The 22,685-nt window shown below is 35.8% G+C and carries 15 protein-coding genes; 9 read left to right on the plus strand and 6 right to left on the minus strand.

The window, feature by feature from the left end; all coding sequences use genetic code 11:
* The first annotated feature begins 24 nt into the window (after positions 1–24).
* Positions 25–1,065 (plus strand): sensor histidine kinase, encoded by a 1,041-nt coding sequence (locus DRF57_RS01545; RefSeq protein WP_241508007.1) that lies wholly within the window; start codon positions 25–27, stop codon positions 1,063–1,065.
* Positions 1,065–1,763 carry a LytR/AlgR family response regulator transcription factor gene (locus tag DRF57_RS01550; RefSeq protein WP_047493256.1) on the plus strand — a complete coding sequence of 233 codons (699 nt, stop codon included), beginning with the start codon at positions 1,065–1,067 and terminating at the stop codon, positions 1,761–1,763. Before DRF57_RS01545 ends, DRF57_RS01550 begins: the two co-directional genes overlap by 1 nt.
* A 107-nt stretch (positions 1,764–1,870) precedes the next feature.
* On the opposite strand, the gene DRF57_RS01555 is transcribed toward DRF57_RS01550, so the two are convergent.
* A complete protein-coding gene (locus DRF57_RS01555; RefSeq protein ID WP_115916541.1) occupies positions 1,871–4,258 on the minus strand; it encodes a M1 family metallopeptidase in 2,388 nt (795 codons plus the stop codon).
* 67 nt (positions 4,259–4,325) lie between these two features.
* Positions 4,326–4,904 carry a HupE/UreJ family protein gene (locus DRF57_RS01560; protein WP_115916543.1) on the minus strand — a complete coding sequence of 193 codons (579 nt, stop codon included), beginning with the start codon at positions 4,902–4,904 and terminating at the stop codon, positions 4,326–4,328.
* A gap of 151 nt (positions 4,905–5,055) precedes the next feature.
* Here DRF57_RS01560 and DRF57_RS01565 point away from each other — a divergent pair, with 151 nt between their 5' ends.
* Complete coding sequence (locus DRF57_RS01565) at positions 5,056–8,295, plus strand: S8/S53 family peptidase (protein ID WP_167449334.1); 3,240 nt, start codon at positions 5,056–5,058, stop codon at positions 8,293–8,295.
* Positions 8,296–8,375: 80 nt separating this feature from the next.
* Positions 8,376–8,888 (plus strand): DUF6702 family protein, encoded by a 513-nt coding sequence (locus DRF57_RS01570; protein ID WP_047493268.1) that lies wholly within the window; start codon positions 8,376–8,378, stop codon positions 8,886–8,888.
* 64 nt (positions 8,889–8,952) lie between these two features.
* On the opposite strand, the gene DRF57_RS01575 is transcribed toward DRF57_RS01570, so the two are convergent.
* The 3 genes from DRF57_RS01575 to radA are packed head-to-tail and all read right to left on the minus strand — an operon-like array spanning position 8,953 to position 12,079.
* A complete protein-coding gene (locus tag DRF57_RS01575; protein WP_084085556.1) occupies positions 8,953–9,546 on the minus strand; it encodes an acyl carrier protein phosphodiesterase in 594 nt (197 codons plus the stop codon).
* Between the two features lie 60 nt (positions 9,547–9,606).
* Positions 9,607–10,716, minus strand: a complete 1,110-nt coding sequence (locus DRF57_RS01580) for a helix-turn-helix domain-containing protein (RefSeq protein WP_115916547.1) — start codon at positions 10,714–10,716, stop codon at positions 9,607–9,609.
* A gap of 13 nt (positions 10,717–10,729) precedes the next feature.
* Entirely contained in the window at positions 10,730–12,079 is a 1,350-nt protein-coding gene (radA, locus tag DRF57_RS01585; RefSeq protein WP_047493277.1) for a DNA repair protein RadA, read from the minus strand.
* 141 nt (positions 12,080–12,220) lie between these two features.
* Here radA and DRF57_RS01590 point away from each other — a divergent pair, with 141 nt between their 5' ends.
* The 3 genes from DRF57_RS01590 to yidC all read left to right on the plus strand — a co-directional run bounded on the left by DRF57_RS01590 (position 12,221) and on the right by yidC (position 16,802).
* Positions 12,221–12,790 (plus strand): YceI family protein, encoded by a 570-nt coding sequence (locus DRF57_RS01590; RefSeq protein ID WP_115916549.1) that lies wholly within the window; start codon positions 12,221–12,223, stop codon positions 12,788–12,790.
* Positions 12,791–13,129: 339 nt separating this feature from the next.
* Entirely contained in the window at positions 13,130–14,740 is a 1,611-nt protein-coding gene (locus tag DRF57_RS01595) for a CTP synthase (RefSeq protein ID WP_047493284.1), read from the plus strand.
* Between the two features lie 262 nt (positions 14,741–15,002).
* A complete protein-coding gene (yidC, locus tag DRF57_RS01600; protein ID WP_047493288.1) occupies positions 15,003–16,802 on the plus strand; it encodes a membrane protein insertase YidC in 1,800 nt (599 codons plus the stop codon).
* 94 nt (positions 16,803–16,896) lie between these two features.
* On the opposite strand, the gene DRF57_RS01605 is transcribed toward yidC, so the two are convergent.
* Positions 16,897–17,496 carry a ribonuclease HII gene (locus tag DRF57_RS01605; RefSeq protein WP_047493291.1) on the minus strand — a complete coding sequence of 200 codons (600 nt, stop codon included), beginning with the start codon at positions 17,494–17,496 and terminating at the stop codon, positions 16,897–16,899.
* Between the two features lie 633 nt (positions 17,497–18,129).
* On the opposite strand from DRF57_RS01605, the gene DRF57_RS01610 reads away from it, so the two are divergent.
* Positions 18,130–21,057 carry a SusC/RagA family TonB-linked outer membrane protein gene (locus tag DRF57_RS01610; RefSeq protein ID WP_115916551.1) on the plus strand — a complete coding sequence of 976 codons (2,928 nt, stop codon included), beginning with the start codon at positions 18,130–18,132 and terminating at the stop codon, positions 21,055–21,057.
* Positions 21,058–21,063: 6 nt separating this feature from the next.
* The gene (locus DRF57_RS01615) at positions 21,064–22,629 is read left to right on the plus strand and encodes a SusD/RagB family nutrient-binding outer membrane lipoprotein (RefSeq protein WP_115916553.1); all 1,566 of its coding nucleotides are present in this window, start codon (positions 21,064–21,066) and stop codon (positions 22,627–22,629) included.
* Positions 22,630–22,685: the final 56 nt, after the last annotated feature.

A 22,685-nucleotide genomic window follows, 5' to 3' on the forward strand; every position in this document is an offset into this window, starting at 1 on the left:
AGAATCTTATTTAATGCGAAGGTTTTGGAAACACTTATGAAATACCACTGGGGATTTTTGCTGAGGTTTCAGCATGTTTTTTTCTTTTTGGTGTTCCTGGCGATCATTTTTTTTACCGAAAACTACTTTCTAGATGTTCCGGAATTAATCTGGAGTGTAGTATTTGCATTTATTCTGAATATAGGAATCTATTATCTCGTCTATTTTTATCTGGTTCCCCAGTTTTACCTTTCCAATAAATACCCGGAATTTATTCTGTATGCTTTGATATGTTTTCTGGTTTCAAGTCTTTTCAGAATTTTACTGGAACCTGCTGTATTTAATATGAAGTTTAATGAAACCCTCTCCAATACAAAATTTCTGTACAATGTATATACTGCCCAGGGGATTGTGATTCTTGTGGCTTCATTTTTAGGAATAACAAAAGATAAATTTCTTATTGAACAGGATTTTAAAAATCTGGGTGAAGAGAAAGATCAGCTGTATCTTGATCTCCTGAAATCCAAACTGAATCCTCATTTTTTATTGAATACACTTAATAATATTTACTCGAAGAGTATTACCCCATCCGAAAATACCTCAGAATCTATTTTGCATCTGAGCAAATTACTTCAATATGTTATTTATGATACCAATAAAGAATATATTACGATCTCACAGGAATTTTCTTCGATCCAGTCTCTCAAAGGACTTTATCAGCTGAAATATAATAACCTGCTGGATATCAGTTTTGATATTAAAGATGAGGAAACCCTGGATCTGATTGAAATACCACCCTCCATTTGCCTTACCTTATTTGAAAATGCATTAAAACATTCTGCAGTGGGTATAGAAGCGGGGAGCTTTATAAAACTGAGTTATGCAATACAGCATCATGAATTTTTATTCGATATCAGAAATTCCGTAGCCCAAAACAGGACGCTGGTCAGTAATCTTAATGATAGTGGGCTGGGAAATGAAGCGGTGATCAGTATTTTGAAAAAATATTATCCTGAAAGATTTACTTTTATATCCGAACCGATGGAAAACAATATGTATCAGACTATATTAAAAATTAAATTGTAATGGCCAACCTGACGATTGTAAGTGTAGATGATGAATATCCGGCATTGGAACTGATCCGGCATTATTGTGAGCGGATGGAAGATGTCGATCTGCTGGAGGTATTTCAGAATCCTCAGGATGCTCTGGAGTACCTGAAGGAAAATAGAGTAGACCTTGTGATTCTGGATATTAATATGCCCTATATCAATGGAATTGAACTTTTACTTCAGCTTCCCTATAAACCCCTGTGCATATTTCTTACCCTGGAAACCCAGTATGCTGTAAAAGCTTTTGAACTTGATGTAGTTCATTATCTGGTAAAACCGGTAGATTTTGAGACTTTTAGAAAAGCAGTGACCAAAGCAAAAGATTTTCTTCAGTTTAAAAAATCTACGGAAGATCAAAAGAAGGAAGACTTTATTATGTTCAAATCCAATTATATCATGAATAAAGTTTTACTGGAAGATATCAAATGGATTCAGGGATTTGGAGAATATATCATTTTAATTACCCATTTGAAAAAATATATGATTCTTGAGCGGATGTCCAATTTTGAAGAAAAGTTTCAAAATTTAGGCTTTATCAGGATTCACAAATCCTATATCGTATTATCCTCTCATATCAGTTCTTATGATACCGCGAATGTATACCTTAAAGACGGGGAGAAGCTTCCGCTTGGGAGAACATATAAAAATTCTTTAAAAGCTTATCTGAATTGATTTTTCCTGTTTAAAATTTCCTGCAGATTTTGGACTTTAACCGAAATGCTGAAGCTGTTTTTATAAGAAAAAAGGTTGCCTCCTGTTTGAGACAACCTTTTATTTTTTTATGATTTCTTTCCCGAAGCCTGCATCGGATTTACTTTTCCGCTTGCGCCTCCTCTTACGGAGCCTGCTTCCTGTTTTTGTTTAAATAACTGGAATTTTGAGGTTCCGCTATTAGATCCTGTACTACTCCAGAAGTTATTGGAAGTATCGATATCAGCTGTTTCCTTCATAGGGTCAAGTTGTATTGATACTAATTTCTTATCAAAATAATACGTCTTGGAAACTTTCTGTTCATTAAGTCTCCAGATTTGAGCTGATGATTTATCGTAAGATTTTGAACCATCTTCAAAAGTAAACTCAAGGATGATAGGCATGATCAGTCCACCTTTATTAGTGAAATCTATCTGATAAGCCGTAAGGTTTTTGAATTTCTCTTTATCCTTGGCATCCAAAGGAGTGGAGGCTTCAGTTTTGGTAATGTATTCCTTATGGGTATCTATTTTTTCCTGACCTCTGTCATATCTGTAATAGAAGTCCTGAAGATCTTTATCTTTATCTACATAAAAAGTAATATTCTTATCCTCTCTGTTTCTTATTTTGGAAATATCTTCGAAGCTGTTTACCAAAGGACTTTCAACCTGATATTTTTTCTCAGAAGCTGCTTTTGCTGTTTCCAGATCAGGAGTCGCTACCGTCACTTTATCAATTGCGATATCTACAGGGTCTGTTCCATAGAACCAGCCTCTCCAGAACCAGTCAAGATCCTCACCGCTGGCATCTTCCATAGTACGGAAAAGGTCGGCAGGTTCAGGATGTTTGAATGCCCATCTTTTAGCATAGGTTTTGAATGCTTTATCAAAAAGTTCTCTTCCCATGATGGTTTCACGAAGGATGTTCAGCCCAGTCGCTGGTTTTGAATAAGCATTGGGCCCATACTGAACGATGTTTTCAGAATTGCTCATGATGGGTTCCAGCTGATCTTTCGGAAGTTTCATATAATCTACGATCGTCCATGCCGGACCTCTTTTGGAAGGGAATTTATTATCCCATTTTTCTTCCGTAAGATATTCGGTGAAGGTATTGAGGCCTTCATCCATCCAGGCCCATTGTCTCTCATCAGAATTGATGATCATGGGGAAGAAGTTGTGACCTACCTCATGGATGATCACTCCGATCATTCCATTTTTGGTTCCTTCAGAATAGGTTCCGTCTTTTTCAGTTCTTCCGAAATTGAAACAGATCATTGGGTATTCCATACCGTTGGATGCTTCCACAGATTGTGCTACAGGATAAGGGTAGGGAATGGTAAATTCCGAATAGGTTTTAATAGTGTGGGCTACTGCTTTTGTGGAAAACTTTCTGTAAAGTCCATAAGATTCTTTAGGATAAAAACTCATGGCCATTACCTTATTATTGTTTTCAGGAATGGTTACCTGCATTCCGTCCCACACAAACTTTCTTGAAGAAGTCCAGGCGAAATCCCTTACGTTATTCGCTTCAAAAACCCATGTTTTTCTCTGTTTTGAATGGTTTTTCTCTGCTTTTTTAGCTTCATCCAGAGTAACGATTTCTATAGGTTCATTTGCCGATTCAGCTTTTCTATATCTTGATAACTGATCAGAAGTTAAAACCTGATCATAGTTTTTACATTCTCCGGTTCCACCTACAATATGATCTGCCGGAACATTCATTGAAACTTTAAAATCTCCGAAAACCAGCGCAAATTCACCTCTTCCTGTAAACTGGTGATTTTGCCATCCCTGGAAATCGCTGTATACACACATTCTGGGATACCATTGTGTCATGGTAAAAAGGTCGTTGCCGTCTTCAGGGAAATTTTCATAACCGCCACGGCCACCCATTTTTATTCTGTTGGAAATATTATAATTCCAGTCTATTGTAAAGACGAGCTTTTCTCCTTTCTTCAGCACCTTGGGAAGATCTATACGCATCATTGTTTTATTGACGATATATTTCAAAGGATTTCCGGAAGCATCCGTTACTTTTTCAAGGTTTACTCCATATCCGTTGTCTTTTACGGGCAGTTCAGTTGCTTTAAGCTGCTGATCAGTAGTGGAAGAAGGAAGTACGGATGAAGCTCCATAGCCTGCATTTCTGATATTGGAGTGCTCATTTTCGTCCAGCTGAAGCCAGATATAATCCAACTCATCAGGAGAATTATTATAATAGGTAATCGTTTCAGAACCTTTCAGATTTTTCTTGTCTTCATCCAGATAAGCGGTAATATTATAATCTGCTCTGTTCTGCCAGTATCCGTGTCCAGGAGCTCCTGAAGCCGTTCTGTAAATGTTGGGTGTAGGAAGAATAGTCCCGAGCTGCTCGAATTTGTTTCCGTGATTACTGCCAGGATTATTCTGAATATTTTGTGCGGTGAAACCTGTATAAGCAAATACAGAAAGTGAAAGCATAACAACTTTTAACTTCATAACCGAAATAATTTAATAATGATCAAAGATAATAATAAGCTGTTGAAATAATGAAAATATTTCAAGGTTAAAAAGGAATTCTTTCCAATGCCATTTTTAAGGATAGAGCAAATACTCCGGAGGATACAAAGAGCACCCAATCTTTTTTATTGACCTTTAAAATTTTAAGCAAAATAAACAGAATGATTAAAATAATAAAAACAATTACAATTTGCCCTAATTCCAATCCAATATTGAAACCTAGAAGCGGAATGGTGATTCCCTGACTTTTTGCAATCATTACCCTAGCCGTATTGGCGAAGCCCATACCATGAATGAGTCCAAAGATCAAAGCAAGGTAATAATTGGCCCGCATTAAGGTTTGCTTTTGATTTTTCATGATAATATTATCCAGTGATGTTAAAACAATAGTCAATGGAATTAAAAACTCTACCCAGTCGGAAGGAACCCTGAAAACATCCAGAATGCTTAAGGCTAGTGTAATAGAATGTCCAATGGTAAAAGCGGTTACCAGGATCAGAATTTTTTTCCAGTCTGTATAAGAATACACAGCAATCAATGCCAGAACAAAGAGCTGATGGTCTAAAGCATCAAGGGAAATAATATGCTCCCATCCAAGGTTTAAATAAAATAGGAAATCCTGCATTTTACAATAGATTATTAGATTTTGATTATTATGTTAAATTGGTTAATTGATTATTGTTTTTAGTGTAATTTGATTTGTTTGATTATTAATATGATATATTAATGCTTAATGAGATAAAAATTGTATAATTGTATTGTTAAATATAATGAAAATGGATTTTAAAAAATTACTCTTTGCAAAAGTAAACATTTCACGTGGAGGAGCGAAGCTTCTTAGAAATGCTACAGCTGCTTTTTTAGGATTGTATTCCTATGCTTTTTACGGGCAGGTACAAAAACTGGACTCTCGCTTTGATATTTTGTTAAAAAATAAAGAGAGCTTATCAAAAGGAAACCCTATAAAAGAGCTTGAGAATGGTAACATGAAATTGGATCAGCATCTGGTGGTGACCTCTAAAGGTGCTCAGACTATGTATTCATGTATTATTTATACCAAAGATCCGGAAAAATTGAAAGCGGATGGCTTTTTAGTGCAGACCCAGCTTCCAACTTTTTCTACGGCATTGGTAAGTCTTGAGGATATTGATAAACTTACAAAACTTCCCTATGTAACTTCTGTAATGGCGCCTACCTTTGACGAGCTTCACAATGATGTGAGCAGAGCACAATCCGGGGCAAGTCTTTTACAGGATGGGGTTTTCAATAATACAGCTTATAATGGAACGGGTGTTTTAGTCGGAATTTATGATACCGGGATAGACTGGAAGCATCCTGATTTCAGAAAAGCGGACGATCAGACAAAAAGTAGAATTGTTTCTATTTGGGATCAGACTCTGACGGCACAGGGAAGTGAAGTCTCTCCAACAGGATTCGCAACAGGAGTGGAGTATACCAGAGCTCAGATTGAAGATGAGCTGGACGGTACTCCTGCAGGTTTTGTTCGTGAAAATGATATTAATGGACATGGAACTCACGTAGCAGGAACTGCTGCCGGAAACGGTGCCGCTTTCGCAGATAAAAGACATAAAGGGTTCTCATCAGATGCAGATATCGTATTTGTAAAAGGAGGGAACGGATCTTTTCCTACTACGAATACCATTAATGCGTTGACGTATTTTAAGAATGTAGCCACCGCATTAAATAAACCTATCGTTGTAAATATGAGTATCGGAGGACAGGGAAGTGCTCATGACGGAACTTCTTCTCACGAGGTGGCTGTTAATGATTTTACAACATCAGCTCCGGGAAGAGTAGTCGTAATTTCTGCCGGAAACGAATATGGAGGAAATCTTCACAGAAAGGTTGATATAGAAGCAAGTGCTGTACAGTCTTATACTTTTACAGTAGCAAGTAATACTTCTGCTGCCACAGTATTTAGTTTTATCATGTATGCTAATGATAATACAGCAGTCACTGCAAAACTGACAGCACCTGATGGTCAGCAGTATACGCAGAATATAAGTACAAATACTGCGCATAGTATTTTGGGAGGTGGATTTACAGCTACTATGTATAACTATTGGGGATCAGATAACAACAAACGTTATGTTCAGCTAGTGGTGAATAGGGTGACGGGATCTACGGCCAACTGCCAGGGAACGTATACACTGGAAATTACCAATAACGGAACTCAAACCATTAATACCCATGGATGGCTTTACAGCCAGGGAGTAGCTACTACGTTACAAAACGGAGATAATGAATATATTGTTGGTTCTCCGGGAAATGCATCTAATGCAATTACTGTAGCTTCCTATATGGGAAGAGGAAGCTGGTATTCTTCTGTGGGAGGCTATCTTACCACTACACCACAGGAATTAATTTCTGCATTCAGTTCACAGGGGCCAAGAGTGGATGGTGTTCAGAAGCCGGAAATTACGGCATCAGGACAAAATGTGATCTCATCAAGGTCCAGTAATTCGGCTCCGGGAACTACAGATATTATTATTGGAACTGATTATTATGTGAAAAATCAGGGGACCAGTATGTCTTCACCGGGAGTAGCCGGAGCGGTAGGCTTGTTGCTTCAGGCTAATCCAACTTTAACAGCAGCACAGGTGAAATCCCGTCTTACTTCCAATGCAAGAAAAGACGGAGCAACAGGAACTGTTCCAAATGCAAGATGGGGATATGGAAAATTAGATATCTATAAAGCCGTTACTTCCGAATTAGGATGTGTGGCATCTAATTTTGAAATCGTAACATATGATGAACCTTATGTGGTAGTAAATACAGAAAGTAACAGTGCTAACAGTAATTTTGATAATGCTTTATTAGCTGTTCGATATACACCGACACTGACCGGTAAATTGGGAGGATTCTCATTCTCTACAGGATCCGGTACACTTCCTAGTGATCTTGCGGTGGATATTCAGGTGAGAAAAGTAAATGCTAATGGAGATCCGGGGGATATTATTGCCACAAAAACAATTTCATCATGGCTAAACAGTACTCAAAGATTTACCTGGAATTATGTTGATCTTTCTTCTATGAATATTCAGATGGTAACAGGAAAAGATTTTTATATTGTGATCAATGGTCTTGCCGGAAGAATTGCTATAAAAAATGAATCTATCGCAGTAAGTGGGCGAAGCAAAACTTCAACGGACGGGACAAGCTGGACAGCCAGAACTTTCGATCTTAAAATGAGAGCAACCATTTATGAAAATGTAGCAGAAGTGAAAACTCTGGCCACTGCTAACCAGACAAAAGCAAGTGCTGTGGCTGCAGGGTATAATTATTTTACAAATGCCTGCCAGCTGATCTCAAGAGTAGAAAAAGAAACGGCAAGTACCGTAACAGGAAATGTAACTTCAAAAGTATGGGTTGATAATGTACAGCCTAATTATGTTTCAAGAAGATATGAGATTAATCCTGCTACAGATGCTTCAACAGCAACAGGAAAAGTAACATTATATTTTAAACAGGCGGATTTTGATGCCTACAATGCAACAAACGTATTGAAATTGCCAACTTCACCTACAGATGTTGCCAATAAAGCGAATGTAATAGTGGAAAAATATACAGGAACCAGTGCCGGAAACACAGGTACAGTAGCTTCTTTTGGAAGTGCTGCAACAATCATCACTCCTGATGCGGCTGATGTGATATGGAATGATACTTACCAATATTGGGAAGTAAGCTTCCAGTCTGCAGGTTTTGGAGGATATTTTGTAAGAACAAACTCTGCATTGGGAACAGTGGATGTTAAACTGAATTCTACAGTTAATATCACTCCAAACCCGGCTAGAGATGTTGTCAATATTCTCTTAGGAAACTATTCTAAAGCTTTGGTAACCATTCATGATGCATCCGGAAAATTGGTTAAGACGGCAAATGTTACTAGAGATTCAAATAAAATTGATGTTTCAGCATTGGTAAAAGGAGTCTATATGTTTACCATTACACTGAATGACAATACAACACTAACTAAAAAAGTGGTGAAGCAATAAATGTCAGTCAAATGATAATAATAAGTAAGCAGCAGTTTTATAACTGCTGCTTTTTTTATATTTGTCAAAAAATAGAAGTAATGCCGGGTAAATTTTTTTTAATATTTTTTTTATCGCTAACAGTCATTTGTCAGAGTTTCAGAGCTGAAAATGTACATCCTTACCATGTAGGTTCTGTAGAAATAAATTATAACTCAAAATCAAAAACATTTGAGGTAGCCGGAAGATTTTTCTTAGATGACCTGGAAAATGGATTGAGTAAGAAATATGGCGGTTCTTTTCATTTTAATGATGAAAAATACAAAGAAAGGCTGAACGAAGCTTTACAAAAATATTGTCTGGAATATTTCAGATTAAAGACCGATAATCGGTTTTTGAAAATCAGTTATATTGGGTATGAAGAAGATCAGGAATCCGTCAATGTCTTTCTGGAATCAGAACCAGTAGCGAATCCTAAGAAGATAGAAACAGCTGTTAGTTTTCTGTATAATCTGTTTGATGACCAGATTAATATTGTTCATATTATCATAGATGGTCAACGGAAGAGCGAAAAACTGTCCTATCCTAACCGGTATCTGTATAAACAGTTTTAAATTCTGATTATTCTATAAAAGATAAAAATATAACAGTTACAGTAGAATGTAGCTGTTTTTTTAGTTAACCTTCAAGCTGAAGTAAAGTATTGATACCTTTTGCATGAGCATGAAGGTCCGGAAAAAAATCATCATAACATTGCTGAAGCTTATCTTTATTCTTTAAAAAAGCTTCAAAAACAGGAATGTCTTTTTCCAGGTATTTGGCTTTATTAAGAACATTCTGGATACTGAATTTTATCCCCCAATCTTCACGGTAATTATAAAGCCAGTCATCATGCTCCATTTTTACCAGCATTTTTTTGAAATTCTCCGGAAGCCATTCCTGATGCTCATTCAATACCCTGTAGACCTTCAGTGAATGGGCTTTCCATTCCGCTAAAGAGTTTAGGGAAAGATCCGTGGCTACAAAATAATCCATGGAAACATCTACAAAGGCTCCGGCATATAATCTTACCAGGGGAGCAAATACTTTTTTTGCTTCGTGAATGGCCGGGTGGGAGTCTGTAAAGGTATCAATGGCTCTGTGCAAAGTAATCCCATCCTGAATTGTCTTTGGAAATGAAAAACGATCCTTATTCCGGATAAAATCTTCAAGAAATTGTCCTACGATCTGTCCGTCGGTAAAGGATAGAAAAGAATGAGCCAGATAATTCATATTTTAAAGGTAGGAATTAAATGTGAATGGAAAATGTTTCGTAGGTAAATACTTTTAAATTTAAAGCCCTTCCTGCTTTTTTCTAAATTCAGTAGGAGTCATTCCGGTCATTTTTTTAAAAATAGTATTAAAGGCTGTTTTAGAATTAAACCCGGATTCAAATGCAATTCCTAATACGGAAAGTTTTGTAAAAGACTCATTTGTTAATAACTTTTTAGCATGTTCTATTCTGTATTTATTAACAAAATGAAAGAAATTTTCATTAAAGCCATTATTCAGAAGATAAGAAAGCTGATGGGCATTAATCTGGGCCAGGTCAGAAAGTTTCAGGAGGTTAAGATCACCATCCAGATAAGGTTTTTCCGTTTCCATTAGAACATTTAATCTCAGTTTCAGAGTTTCAAATTCATGATCGGAAATTAATTTCTTCCTTTCCGTCAGTTCTTGCTCATTTTCTATTTCTATGGCCAATAACTCATTCCGCTGTTCCTTGTTGGCGGGATAGATTTCCTGTTGGCGAAGCACATAATAAAGTGTACTGTAGACAATGAATAAAAACAACAGGTCCATAACCAGATGCTGATGCATTTTGTACATGAAAGTGTTAAACAATTCGTAACCGACTGTGATGATAATCGTTATGAAAAGCAGAAAACTTAATTTGATAAGCCATTGTAGGTCAATATTCTCCGTGTTGGAAGAAATTGTTTTAATTCTTCTCTGATGTTTCCTTATTTTAAAATAAATGATAGCAATATAAGGCAGGTTATGAGAAACATCTATCAATAATACTATAATGCGGATGATCGGATTGTTATCAGAATAGAATAATAATATCCAGTAGATAACAGGAATGATAAGGCAAACCAGATCTCTCGCTTTAAACCTATAATCAGGATTAATAAAAAAGATAACACTGAAGAATAAAAGTATGGGCGTAAATATTTGTACAGCGTATAGTGAATCAATAAAAAACGGCCCTGCAGGAATTCCGCAAAAACGTAAAATATCCAGGACCCAGTAGCTGGACCACAACAATAAAAACATTCCAAAAAAGAAATTGGCTTTCCTGTTGACCCTCATGGGATTTATCAATACCGTAAATGAGAGCAGGGTTAGCCCACCATAAAGCAATACCAGGACAAACTTCTGAATGTTTTCGAGTTGCATTTTTTATGTTTTACTAAAAAAGTCTTTCATGAAAATCTTCAATTTTACTTACTTCCTCAATCTTTATCCCGAATTTTCTTTTTGGAATTTTATTAAGATTGGAAACAAATATTTTCTCGTAGCCCAGTTTTTCAGCTTCCGTAATTCTCTGCTCAATCTGAGCCACCGGACGGATTTCTCCACTTAAACCGATTTCCCCGGCAAAGCAGAAGTGTTCGGAAATGGCAATATCTTCATTGGATGAAAGAACAGAGGCAATCACAGCCAGGTCAAGAGCCGGATCATCTGTTTTGATACCTCCGGTAATATTAAGGAAAACATCCTTAGCTCCAAGTTGAAAACCTGCTCTTTTTTCTAATACCGCCAATAGCATATTCAGCCTTTTCGAATCAAAGCCTGTTGAACTTCTTTGTGGAGTTCCATATACGGCTGTACTTACCAAAGCCTGGATTTCCAATAACATCGGACGGTTTCCTTCCAGGGTTACAGCAACTGAATTACCGGAAAGCTCTTCAAATTTCTTGGTAATCAGAATTTCAGAAGGATTTTTAATTTCCTTTAATCCCTGAGAGATCATCTCGTAAATTCCGATTTCAGAAGTAGATCCAAAACGGTTTTTATTGGCTCTTAGCAATCTGAAAAGATGATTCCTGTCCCCATCGAAGTTTAAAACTACGTCTACCATGTGTTCCAGTACCTTAGGGCCGGCAATCTGACCGTCTTTGGTGATATGCCCTACCAGAAATACAGGTGTACTGTTTTCTTTGGCATATTTAATAATTTCATTAGAACATTCTCTGATCTGAGAAACGGTTCCCGGGGAACTTTCAATCAATTGAGACTGAAGGGTCTGAATAGAATCAATAATGATAAAATCAGGTTCCAGTTTTTTGGCTTCATGAAGAATCTTTTCCAATGATGTTTCGGTGAAAAGAAAACAGTTTGGATTTTGAACATCCGTAAGCCTGTCTGCCCTCATTTTAATTTGAGAAGCACTTTCCTCACCGGAAACATAGAAGACTTTTTTCTTCATTTTTAAGGCAAGCTGAAGTAGCAGTGTAGATTTTCCAATGCCGGGTTCCCCGCCAATCAGGGTAACTGATCCTAAAACGATTCCGCCTCCCAGTACACGATTCAGTTCTTCGGAAGGGGTTTTTATTCTCGGTTCCTCACTGGTTTCCACTTCAATGATGTTGATCACATGCTGTTTGGTTTTGGAAAACGGAGGAGTCTTATGAGAGGGTTTTTCTACCACCTCTTCCACTAAAGTATTCCATTCTCCACAGTTTTTGCATTGTCCCATCCACTGAGAGTATTGAGAACCACAGTTTTGACAGAAATATGCTGTTTTCAGTTTTGCCATACTGCGAAGTTATAAAAAAATGCATTTTTTTTCCGAAGTTTTACTGGATTTAATAATAAAAACTAACATACATCAATGTCAGAAATATCTTTTATATATTAGCTTTGTCTAATTAAAATAGTAATATAAAATATAATTACAATGAAAAAAGTATTTTTATCCTTCGTATTCGCTTTATTAAGTGTGGCAGGTTTTGCACAAGGGAGCTGGACAATAGACCCTATGCATTCTTCTGTAAATTTTACGATTAAGCACATGGGAATCAGCTTTGTTCAGGGCAGATTTGATAAATTCAGCGGAACGGTAACTACAAAAGGGGCTAATCTTGAAAATGCAGCTTTCGATATTGCTGTGGAAGCTGAAACTATCAATACAGGAGTAGAGATGAGAGACAAGCATCTTAAAAGTGATGATTTCTTTGGGGCAGGTAAGTATCCTTCAATACTATTGGAAGGAACCTCTGTCGTAAAAGATAAAAACGGCCCTTATATGTTAAAGGCAAAACTGACCATTAAAGATGTACAGAAGGAAATTGCCATCCCTGTAACATTTGGTGGAATAACAAAAAATAAGAATGGAAAAGAAGTGATGGGACTGCAGGGGAAATTCACTATTAACCGTTTGGATTATAATATAAAATATGACCCTACCGGAACGGGAGTAGCAAAAGATGTTGATATCAACGTTTACCTTGAATTGGTAAAACAATAATTGTATATCATCTTAAATAAAAAGGTTTCCAATTCCATGGAAACCTTTTTTTGTTTTTATCATTCTAAAGGCTCTCAGCCTGAGAAATTTACTTTTCCTGAATAATAGATAATACGGTTGCAAAAATCATCAATTGGTATATGTTAACTCCTTGTGATTTGGATTGAATATGTATACTGAAGTAATGGTGGGTACTGCTTTTTGTGATTTGTTTATACTCAATATAAATATTTTTTTTAATCAGGTTTTATTATTGTTTGAAGGCTGTTTTAGTATTTTCAAAATCTAAAAGATTGCTTTGTGTTTCTTTTTCCCCTAACTTTGCACAAACCTAATCTAATGAGTAAAAAGAATACAAAGTACATCTTTGTGACAGGAGGTGTAACTTCATCTTTGGGAAAAGGAATCGTGTCTGCTTCTCTGGGACTATTGCTAAAATCACGCGGTTTTAACGTAACGATCCAAAAACTTGATCCTTATATCAATATCGACCCGGGAACATTGAATCCTTATGAGCATGGAGAGTGCTATGTAACCGAAGATGGTGCAGAGACGGATCTGGATTTAGGCCACTATGAGCGTTATCTTGATGCTCCTACTTCCCAAAATAACAACGTTACTACAGGAAAAATCTACCAGACTGTAATTGAAAAAGAAAGAAAAGGAGACTTCCTTGGAAAAACAGTTCAGGTGATTCCTCATATCACTAACGAAATCAAACGCAGAATTAAAATCCTTTCAAAACAGAACTACGATATCATCATCACAGAGATCGGAGGAACAGTAGGGGATATTGAATCTTTACCATACATTGAAACTGTTCGTCAGTTGAAATGGGAATTGGGAGAAAGTAATTCTATGGTTATCCACTTAACATTATTGCCATACCTGGCTTCAAGTGGCGAGTTAAAAACAAAACCATCACAACATTCAGTACGTCAATTGATGGAGAGTGGAATTATGGCTGATGTTTTGGTTTGCAGAACAGAGCATAAAATTCCTAAAGATCAAAGAGCAAAACTGGCACAATTCTGTAACGTTGCTTTGGAAAACGTTATTGAGTGTAAAGATTTGGAAACCATCTATGAGGTTCCAATGTATCTTCAGAAACAGAATTTTGACGATGTAGTATTGAAAGAACTGGATCTGAAAAGTGATAAAACAGCTGATCTTAAAGACTGGAAGAATTTCCTGAAGAAATTCCAGAACCCTAAAAAGAAGGTAGAGATTGCGTTGGTAGGAAAATATGTTTCCCTTCAGGATTCATATATTTCTATTGCTGAGGCATTTAAACATGCCGGTGCTGATCTTGAAACTGAAGTGAAGGTAAGATGGGTATACAGTGGAGATATTACAGAAGAGAATATTAAAGATGTTCTGAAAGGAGTGAACGGTATTCTTGTAGCTCCGGGATTTGGAGACAGAGGAATAGAAGGGAAAGTTCTTACTGCAAAATATGCAAGAGAAAACAAAATTCCTATGTTGGGAATCTGTTTGGGGATGCAGATCATGACGATTGAATTTGCAAGAAATGTTCTTGGACATACCAAAGCGAATTCAGTAGAATTTGATACAGCAACACCTGATCCTGTGATCTCGTTAATGGAAGAACAGAAAAATGTAATAGATAAAGGAGGAACAATGCGTCTTGGAGCATGGAAATGTGCTTTGAAAAGCGGATCCAAATTATTTGATGTCTACGGAAGCAAAAATATTTCCGAGAGACACCGTCACCGTTATGAATTCAACAGTGAATATCTTCAGGAGTTTGAAAAGAACGGCTTCCTTGCTACAGGTACAAACCCTGAAACAGGATTAGTTGAAGCTCTTGAACTTCCCGGTCACCCATTCTATGTAGGTGTTCAGTATCACCCTGAATATAAGAGTACGGTAGCAACACCACATCCTTTATTCAGAGCTTTCATTAAGGCTTGCGAAACATCCAAGTAGATCGTTTGGTATTTGGAAAGAATGTATAAGTACGTTACATGGTTCCAATAAAGCATACTAAATGTCCGGATAAAAAGAAATAAGGTAAAATTTTATCATAAACGTCTTACTATAAACTCAGGCTGATTATTCTCAGCTTGAGTTTATTATATAGTAACGTAGTAAAGCATAGAGTTTTGATAAAAAAACAGTATTTTTGTCAGCTCAAAATTATGTACATATAAAGGTACATCCTAAGTTTAAAATTTTAATATAAAATAAAATGCAACAAAACAACGGAATCGATAAGAAGCAAATGATTAGTTTCGCGGTTTTATGCCTGGTTCTCTTCGGCTTTATGTTCTATTTCCAGAACAAGCAGGCGAAAGAAGAGCAGTTAAAAGCTGAGCAGCAGAAAACTGAACAGGTTAAAAACCCGGTAAAACAAACTCAGGCAAGTAATATCAATCCAAATGTAACTCCTGGTTCCATCCAGACAGCAAGTTTGTCTAACAAAGAATTGAATGTTGAATTCTCAAGTTTAGGAGGCCAGGTTTCTAAAGTACAGCTTTCTGAATACAAAGCATATGACCATAAAACAGATCAGGCAGATCTTCCGCTTTATCTGATCAATAAAAATAACTCAAACTACGGATTCCAGTTTAAAGATAAAACAGGAAAGGTTGTCAACACTAAAGATTTAGTTTTTGCTCCTGCTGTCAATGGAAACGTTGTAACATTAACAGCTGATTATAACGGAGCCGTTATTCAGTTTATTTATACCTTACTTCCCAAATATACTTTAGATTTTAAAGTAAGAACACAGGGACTTTCTAAAATTACTTCTGACAATAAAGCAGACTTTATCTGGGATTATAGTGTGAGAAATTTAGAAAAAGGTAGAGCTCAGGAGCAGTCTCACTCAGAATTCTCTTATGCTTTCAATAATTATAAGGATTATGATTATGATGGAAGAACTACAATGGAGGAGGAAAAAGAAACCCTTAACTGGATTGGTGTAAAGCAGCAGTTTTTCACCTCTGTTATTGAGGCTAAAAATGGTTTCACACAGAGTAAAGGAAATCAGGAGTCAATTGAAGAGGGTGAGTATCTGAAAAAATTAAACTATGAAGGTTTTGTTCAGATGACGGGAAGTGAATTAAACCAAGATTTCACTTGGTACTTTATGCCCCTGGATCTGAAATTACTGAAATCTTATGATAAAAACTTTGATGAGATTTTACCATTAGGATGGTCTTTTATCGGATGGATGAACCGTGGATTCTTTATGCCGATGTATAACCTAATTGCTGATTGGGGATTAACAGCAGGCTGGGTAATCTTCCTAATGACCATTATTGTAAAATTAATCTTGTCTCCAATTATGTATAAGCAGCATAAGTTGAGTGCAATGATGAAAGTAATCCGTCCGGAAATTGATGAGGTGAATGCTAAGCTGAAAGATGCGGATCCTATGAAGAAACAGCAGGCTACTATGGAGGTTTACAGAAAAGCCGGAGTGAATCAGATGGCGGGATGTTTGCCTGCGTTGGTTCAGATTCCAATTTTCTATGCATTATTCCGTTTCTTCCCGAACTTTATTGATTTGAGAGGTCAGGGATTCTGGTTTGCAAAAGATTTGACAGCCTATGATGATTTGATCAAACTACCATTTAAAGTTCCTTTCCTGGGAGATCACTTGAGTATTTTTGCATTGGCATGTACTATTGTTATCTTGATTTATACGGTGATGACTTCAGGCAATATGCAGCAGCCTCAGCAGGAGGGAATGCCAAACATGAAAGTGTTGATGTATATTTTCCCAATTACATTCCTATTCTTCCTGAACACTTCAGCGTCCGGTCTTTCATGGTACTATTTTGTATCGAATGCGATCAACATCCTAATTATCCTGGTGATTAAGTATGTGATTCTGGATGAGAAGAAAATTCATGCTCAGATTCAGGCTAATAAAGAAAAGCCAAAAACGGAAGGTAAATTCCAGAAGAGAATGAGAGAAATGATGGAGAAAGCTCAGGACCAGCAAAAAGCTCAGGAGCAACAAAGAAATAAAAAGAAATAGTCTTATATTATATAGGACTACAAAAAAGAGAAGCAGTTTAACTGCTTCTCTTTTTTTATGGCTATCATTGAATGTAATTCATTGAATATTGCTTTTAATCATATTTCAATCGGAATGATTGTCTGTGGTGTTTTGTAGGGCCATGCTTTATCAAAGCTTCCTGATGCTTTTTTGTGGCATATCCAAAGTTGGTGTCCCAACCATATTCCGGATGTTGTTCATGCAGCTCTATCATTAATCTGTCTCTGTAGTTTTTGGCAAGTATTGAAGCGGCGGCAATGGACAGAACTTTTGAATCACCCTTGATGATACACTGATGAGGTATGAAGTTATAAGGATGGAATTTATTGCCATCTACTAATATAAGCTCAGGAGTGATCGTTAATTTGTCCAGGGCACAATGCATGGCATGGATGCTGGCATTGAGGATGTTGTGTTCATCAATGAATGAAGGAGGTAGTTCAGCAATAGCATAGTTTTTTACGTTATCCTTGATGTAATTATCCAGCTCCATTCTTGTTTTAAAGGTTAATTTTTTTGAATCATTAACTAAATTTTGCTTAAAATTATCATCTAAAATTACTGCAGCAGCCACCACTGGTCCGCTTAAACAACCTCGTCCTACTTCGTCACATCCTGCTTCAATATAAGCGTCTGACCACCTATGTAATAATTGTGTATTTATATCCGCCATAAGACTGTAAAATTAGCAAAAACAAACCTATTAAACAGAGGTTTCATCTGTTTTTTGAAATTCTGAAAATAAATCATTTTTAAGTTCATGAATTAAAATAAATGATCGATAATAATATGATTTTTATGATTTGTCAAGAGGGTTTAAAATTGCTTTTTTTTAACCTAAAAACAATTTTACTTAATGGTACTATATTGGTGCTTTTGTTACGTTAATTTATTTATGATTTTTATGATTTTTTTTTACGGTTGTAGCTTGTTGCTCGCGGTTTGTAGAATGTTTTTTCGATTTTTAAGATAAAAAAAAATAATATGCAATGCATTGTATTGCTGGAGTTATTGCTCCTTTTAAAGATTTATTTTGTGTGTATGTTATTTATTTACAGTATCTTATGTTGCTCTAATATTTTAAATTTACATAGATAATGTCAATAATGACAATCGTTAGTATTTTTGGAAGAAAAATGTTTAATTTTTTTTCAATCTTTGTTAAAAAAAACAATTTTAACGTATTTTAATAATTTTTGTGCTTATTTATTTGAAAATTTTTGAACAGTTAATAATTTTTTAAGAATTTATTTTGTGTTGTTAATAAAGTTTTACAAATTTGTACGGATACAAAATTAAATTTGATATGAAGAAACTAACAACGAGTCTTCTTGTGGTGGTATTGTCTTCATCTGTTGCTATTGTAAGTGCTCAACAGAAGAAAAATGATACCGCTACGCAGACTAAAGAGATTGAGGGTGTAGTGGTGACTGCATTAGGTATTAAGAGAGAAAAGAAAGCTCTTGGATATGCCTCTCAAGAAATCAAAGGGGACCTTATTTCTGATGCAGGGCAAACTAATGCTGTAAGTGCATTGTCGGGAAATATCGCAGGGGTACAGGTTACAGCACCAAGTACAATGGGTGGATCTACCAGAATTACCATGAGAGGTATTAGTTCAATTACTGGTGAAAACAGACCTTTAATTATCGTAGATGGGGTACCTTTGGATAACTCAAACGTTAATAATTTAGATACTCAGAGGGGTGCTGGAGGTAGAGACTATGGAGATGCTTCTTTTGACATCAACCCAGATGACATTGAAAGTGTAACGGTACTGAAAGGTGGTCCTGCTGCTGCTTTATATGGTTCGAGAGCAGGAAATGGAGCTATCTTATATACCACAAAGTCAGCAAAAAAAGGAAGAACAGAAATTCAATTGAATACAGGGGTTTCTTTTGAAAGTGTATATATCAGACCTAAATTGCAAAATTTATATGGAGGGGGATCTCAGTTTACACTTCCTACACAAAATATTAATGGAGTTACTTATAATATTCAGGAGTATCAAACGGATGGTTCCTGGGGACCACGATATGATCCCAACTTGATGTACCTTCCATGGTATGCATTTGATCCTGAGTTTTCAAACGATTATATGAAACCCGTTCCATGGGTAGCTCCAACTAAGGACGTAGATTCTTTCTTTGATACAGGTGTTACTTATACCAATAACCTATCTGTAGCTAAATCTTTTGGAGATACAAATGTTAGATTATCTTATACCAATACAAACATCAGTGGGATTGTCCCAACTTCAAAAATTAAAAAAGATAACTTTAGTGTAAATGTAAATTCTAAGCTTTCAGAAAAATTAAAGGCTGAAGCTATTATTAATTATGTACATACTGAAGGATTTAACAGACCAGAAATTGGCTATGGGGACAATTCTGTTGCTCAAAAATTCTATCAATTCGGGCAAAGAAACCTTGATTTTGCAAAATTAAAAGATTATAAATTAGCAGACGGTAGTCAGAGAACATGGAACAGAACCTCGTGGAGTAATGGGGATCCAAAATATTCTGATAACCCATATTGGACAATTTTTGAAAATACTTCAGATGATAGCAGACATAGATTTTTCGGAAATGCTGGATTAACATATAATTTTGATAAACACTTCTTTATTGTTGGAAAAGTATATGGTGATACTTATACACAAAATATAAGTACAAGGGTCGCTGTAGGTTCACAGGGAGTTTCAAATTATACTCTGGAGAAAAGAACACTTTCAGAATTTAACTATGAAGGTAGAGCTCACTATAACAACAATTTTGGAGATTTTAGTGTAAATGCATTTGCTGGATTTAATATTAGAGATAATAAATTAAGCTGGCTAAGAGGTACAACAGTAGGAGGATTGGTAATTCCTAATTTGTATAACTTGAATAATGGTGTTGAAAACTCTTTAGCAACAAATAATAGCACTCATTCATCTATTAAGAGTTTATTTGCTTCCGTATCTTTAGGCTATAAAGATTTATTATTTTTAGAGGCTACCGGAAGAAATGACTGGTTCTCAATGCTAAATGATGATCAATTCTATCCATCAGTTACGGGTAGTTTTGTTTTCTCTAAAGTACTTGACGCAGATTGGTTATCATTTGGTAAAATTAGAGCAGGATGGTCTAGTATTGCTTTAGGTACTGCTCCTTACAGCCGACTTACATACACGGAGATAGGACTTCCATTTAACGGTGCTCCTAAATATTCTAACCCAAATACCTTTAATGATCCTAATATCAATCCGGAGTTAAAAATAACTAAAGAAATTGGTCTTGAAGCGAGTTTCTTTAAAAATAGAGTTAGTGTAGATTTCTCATACTATGATACAAAATCTAAAGATCTGATTATTGCACTGCCTGTAGACCCTGCAACAGGATATTTATTTAGAAATATCAATGCCGGTGAGATGACTAACAAAGGGATTGAGGCTATGGTTACGGTAACTCCTGTTAAAAATGAGAATTTTTCATGGGATTTAACTTGGAATTTTGCAAGAAACCGAAACAAGCTTGTGAATTTATATCAGGATTTACAAAATTATGTACTTACGAATGCTCCATTTAGAGCACAGTTAGTAGCTCAGGTTGGTCAGGCATACGGAACCATTTTTGGAACTGATTATGTATATGACAGTAATGGAAATAAAGTAATAGATGAAAATGGTTTCTATAAAGCTTCTGATATTAAATCTTTAGGATCAATCCTTCCTGATTATAATATGGGCTTTAGAAACACTATTAAATATAAATCATTAAGTTTATCCTTTCTTATAGATATCCAACAAGGTGGTAAATACTTCTCTACCACAAATATGTGGGGAATGTATTCTGGAATGTTAGAAGAGACTGCGCTTGGAGGAAACAGAGAGGCGGGTGTTATTCTACCAGGAGTGAAAGAAGATGGTACTCCAAATGATATTCTTTTAGATGCTCAAACTTGGGGTAGTACATATTATAATACAGTGGATGCTCAAAACGTTTTTGATGCAAGCTATATTAAATTAAGAGATGTTACCATTGGTTATGAATTACCTAAATCATTTATTGGTAGTGCTTTCCAAGGAATTAGAATTTCTGCTTTTGCTAGAAACTTATTTGCTTGGAATCTGGCTAATAAGGGAATTGATCCAGAGAACACTTCTTATGGTTCAGGGAACATTCAAGGTATGGAAGGTGGTTCTTTACCATCAACAAGGACTTTTGGAGTCAATGTTAACTTTAAATTTTAATTAAAAATGAAAAAAATAGTATTAATACTATCTGTACTTACATTATCTGTAGTATCAAATAGTTGTTCAGATAAATTCGATGAAATTGATACAAATCCTAATTCAACAGATAAGCCGTTAACATATGGAATATTTAACAGTGCGAATAAGGAGTTAATGGATAATACAAGAGATGAATGGCAATCAGGTAGAATTGTTTTGCCATGGGTTCAGTATTCTGCACAAACGGGGTATACAGAAGAAGACAGATATCAATACAGATTATCAACAGGGGTGTCTTTATGGAGCTTTTCTTACAGAGTTGCCCAGGATTATAAGCAAATTATAGATTTAAATACAGATCCGGCAACAAAGGTTCAAATGAATGTATATGGACCTAACGAAAATCAAATTGCAGCAGCACGAGTAATGCTTTCATATGTATTCCTTACTTTGGCTGATTCTTTTGGTGATATTCCTTATTATTCATTTGGAAATAAAGATGCTGATTTTCAGGCACTCAATATTAATGGAACATTACAACCTAAATTTGCAAGCCAGCAAAAGGTATATGCAGATATCTTGAAGGAGTTAAAAGAAGCTTCTGAGATGATTAGTACAAATAAGGCTGTATTTACTCAAGGAGATGGGCTGTTTGGTTCTGGAGAGAAGCTTAAGAAATTTGCAAACTCTCTAAGATTAAGAGTAGCTACAAGAGTAAAAGGAGTTGTTCCGGGAGCAGAGGGACACATAACAGATGCTATTGCTTCAGGAGTTATGACGTCTAATGCTGATAATGTTGGACTTAAATACGAAGATAATCTTATAAATCCATCACCTTTATTTGATAATTTCCGTACGAGAACCGATTTTGCGATTTCAAAAACTTTTGTTCAGCTACTTAAAGGTCAAACAGGTAGCTATGGTTTAGATCCACGTTTGTTTAAATATGCGAGCCCGGTTGGTACCACTCAAAAACAGATACTTAATGGAACATCTGTTGAATCTACAGATCCTGCTGATTTTAATGGTATGCCATATGGTATTCCAAGTTCATTAACAGCTAGTCAGACAGAAACAGCTAATTTCTTTAGTAAAAATATCTTAAAACCTGGCTATACGGAGGTATTGATGGAGTATTCTGAAGTTGAATTCCTATTGAGTGAGGCAAATGGTTGGTCTCAGGCTAACTATACTAAAGGAGTGAAGGCTTCTATGGAAAGATGGGGAGTAGCAGCAGCAGCAATTAATACATATGTTAATGCTTTGCCAGCAGCTTCCAAGGAAAATGTACTTACGCAGAAATATGTAGCATTGTTTATGCAGCCATATGAAGCATGGGCGGATTACAGAAGAACCGGTTATCCAAATACTTTATTGAAGCCTGGACAAACTGCTAATCTGAATGTTCCAACAACAGGAGGACAAACAACTTATACTTTTACTTCATTAATTTCAGGTTTAACTGATTTGCCAAATAGATTATATTATCCTACTAGTGTTCAGACATTAAATACAGCTAATTATCAAGCTGCATCTGCTGCAATTGGAGGAGATGAAATGAATACTAAATTAATATGGGATAAAAACTAACACATATTTTAACAACATTCATATTTAAAACCGCCCAAAAGGCGGTTTTTTTTATT

The organism is Chryseobacterium rhizosphaerae, assembly GCF_003385455.1.
Taxonomy (GTDB): domain Bacteria; phylum Bacteroidota; class Bacteroidia; order Flavobacteriales; family Weeksellaceae; genus Chryseobacterium; species Chryseobacterium rhizosphaerae.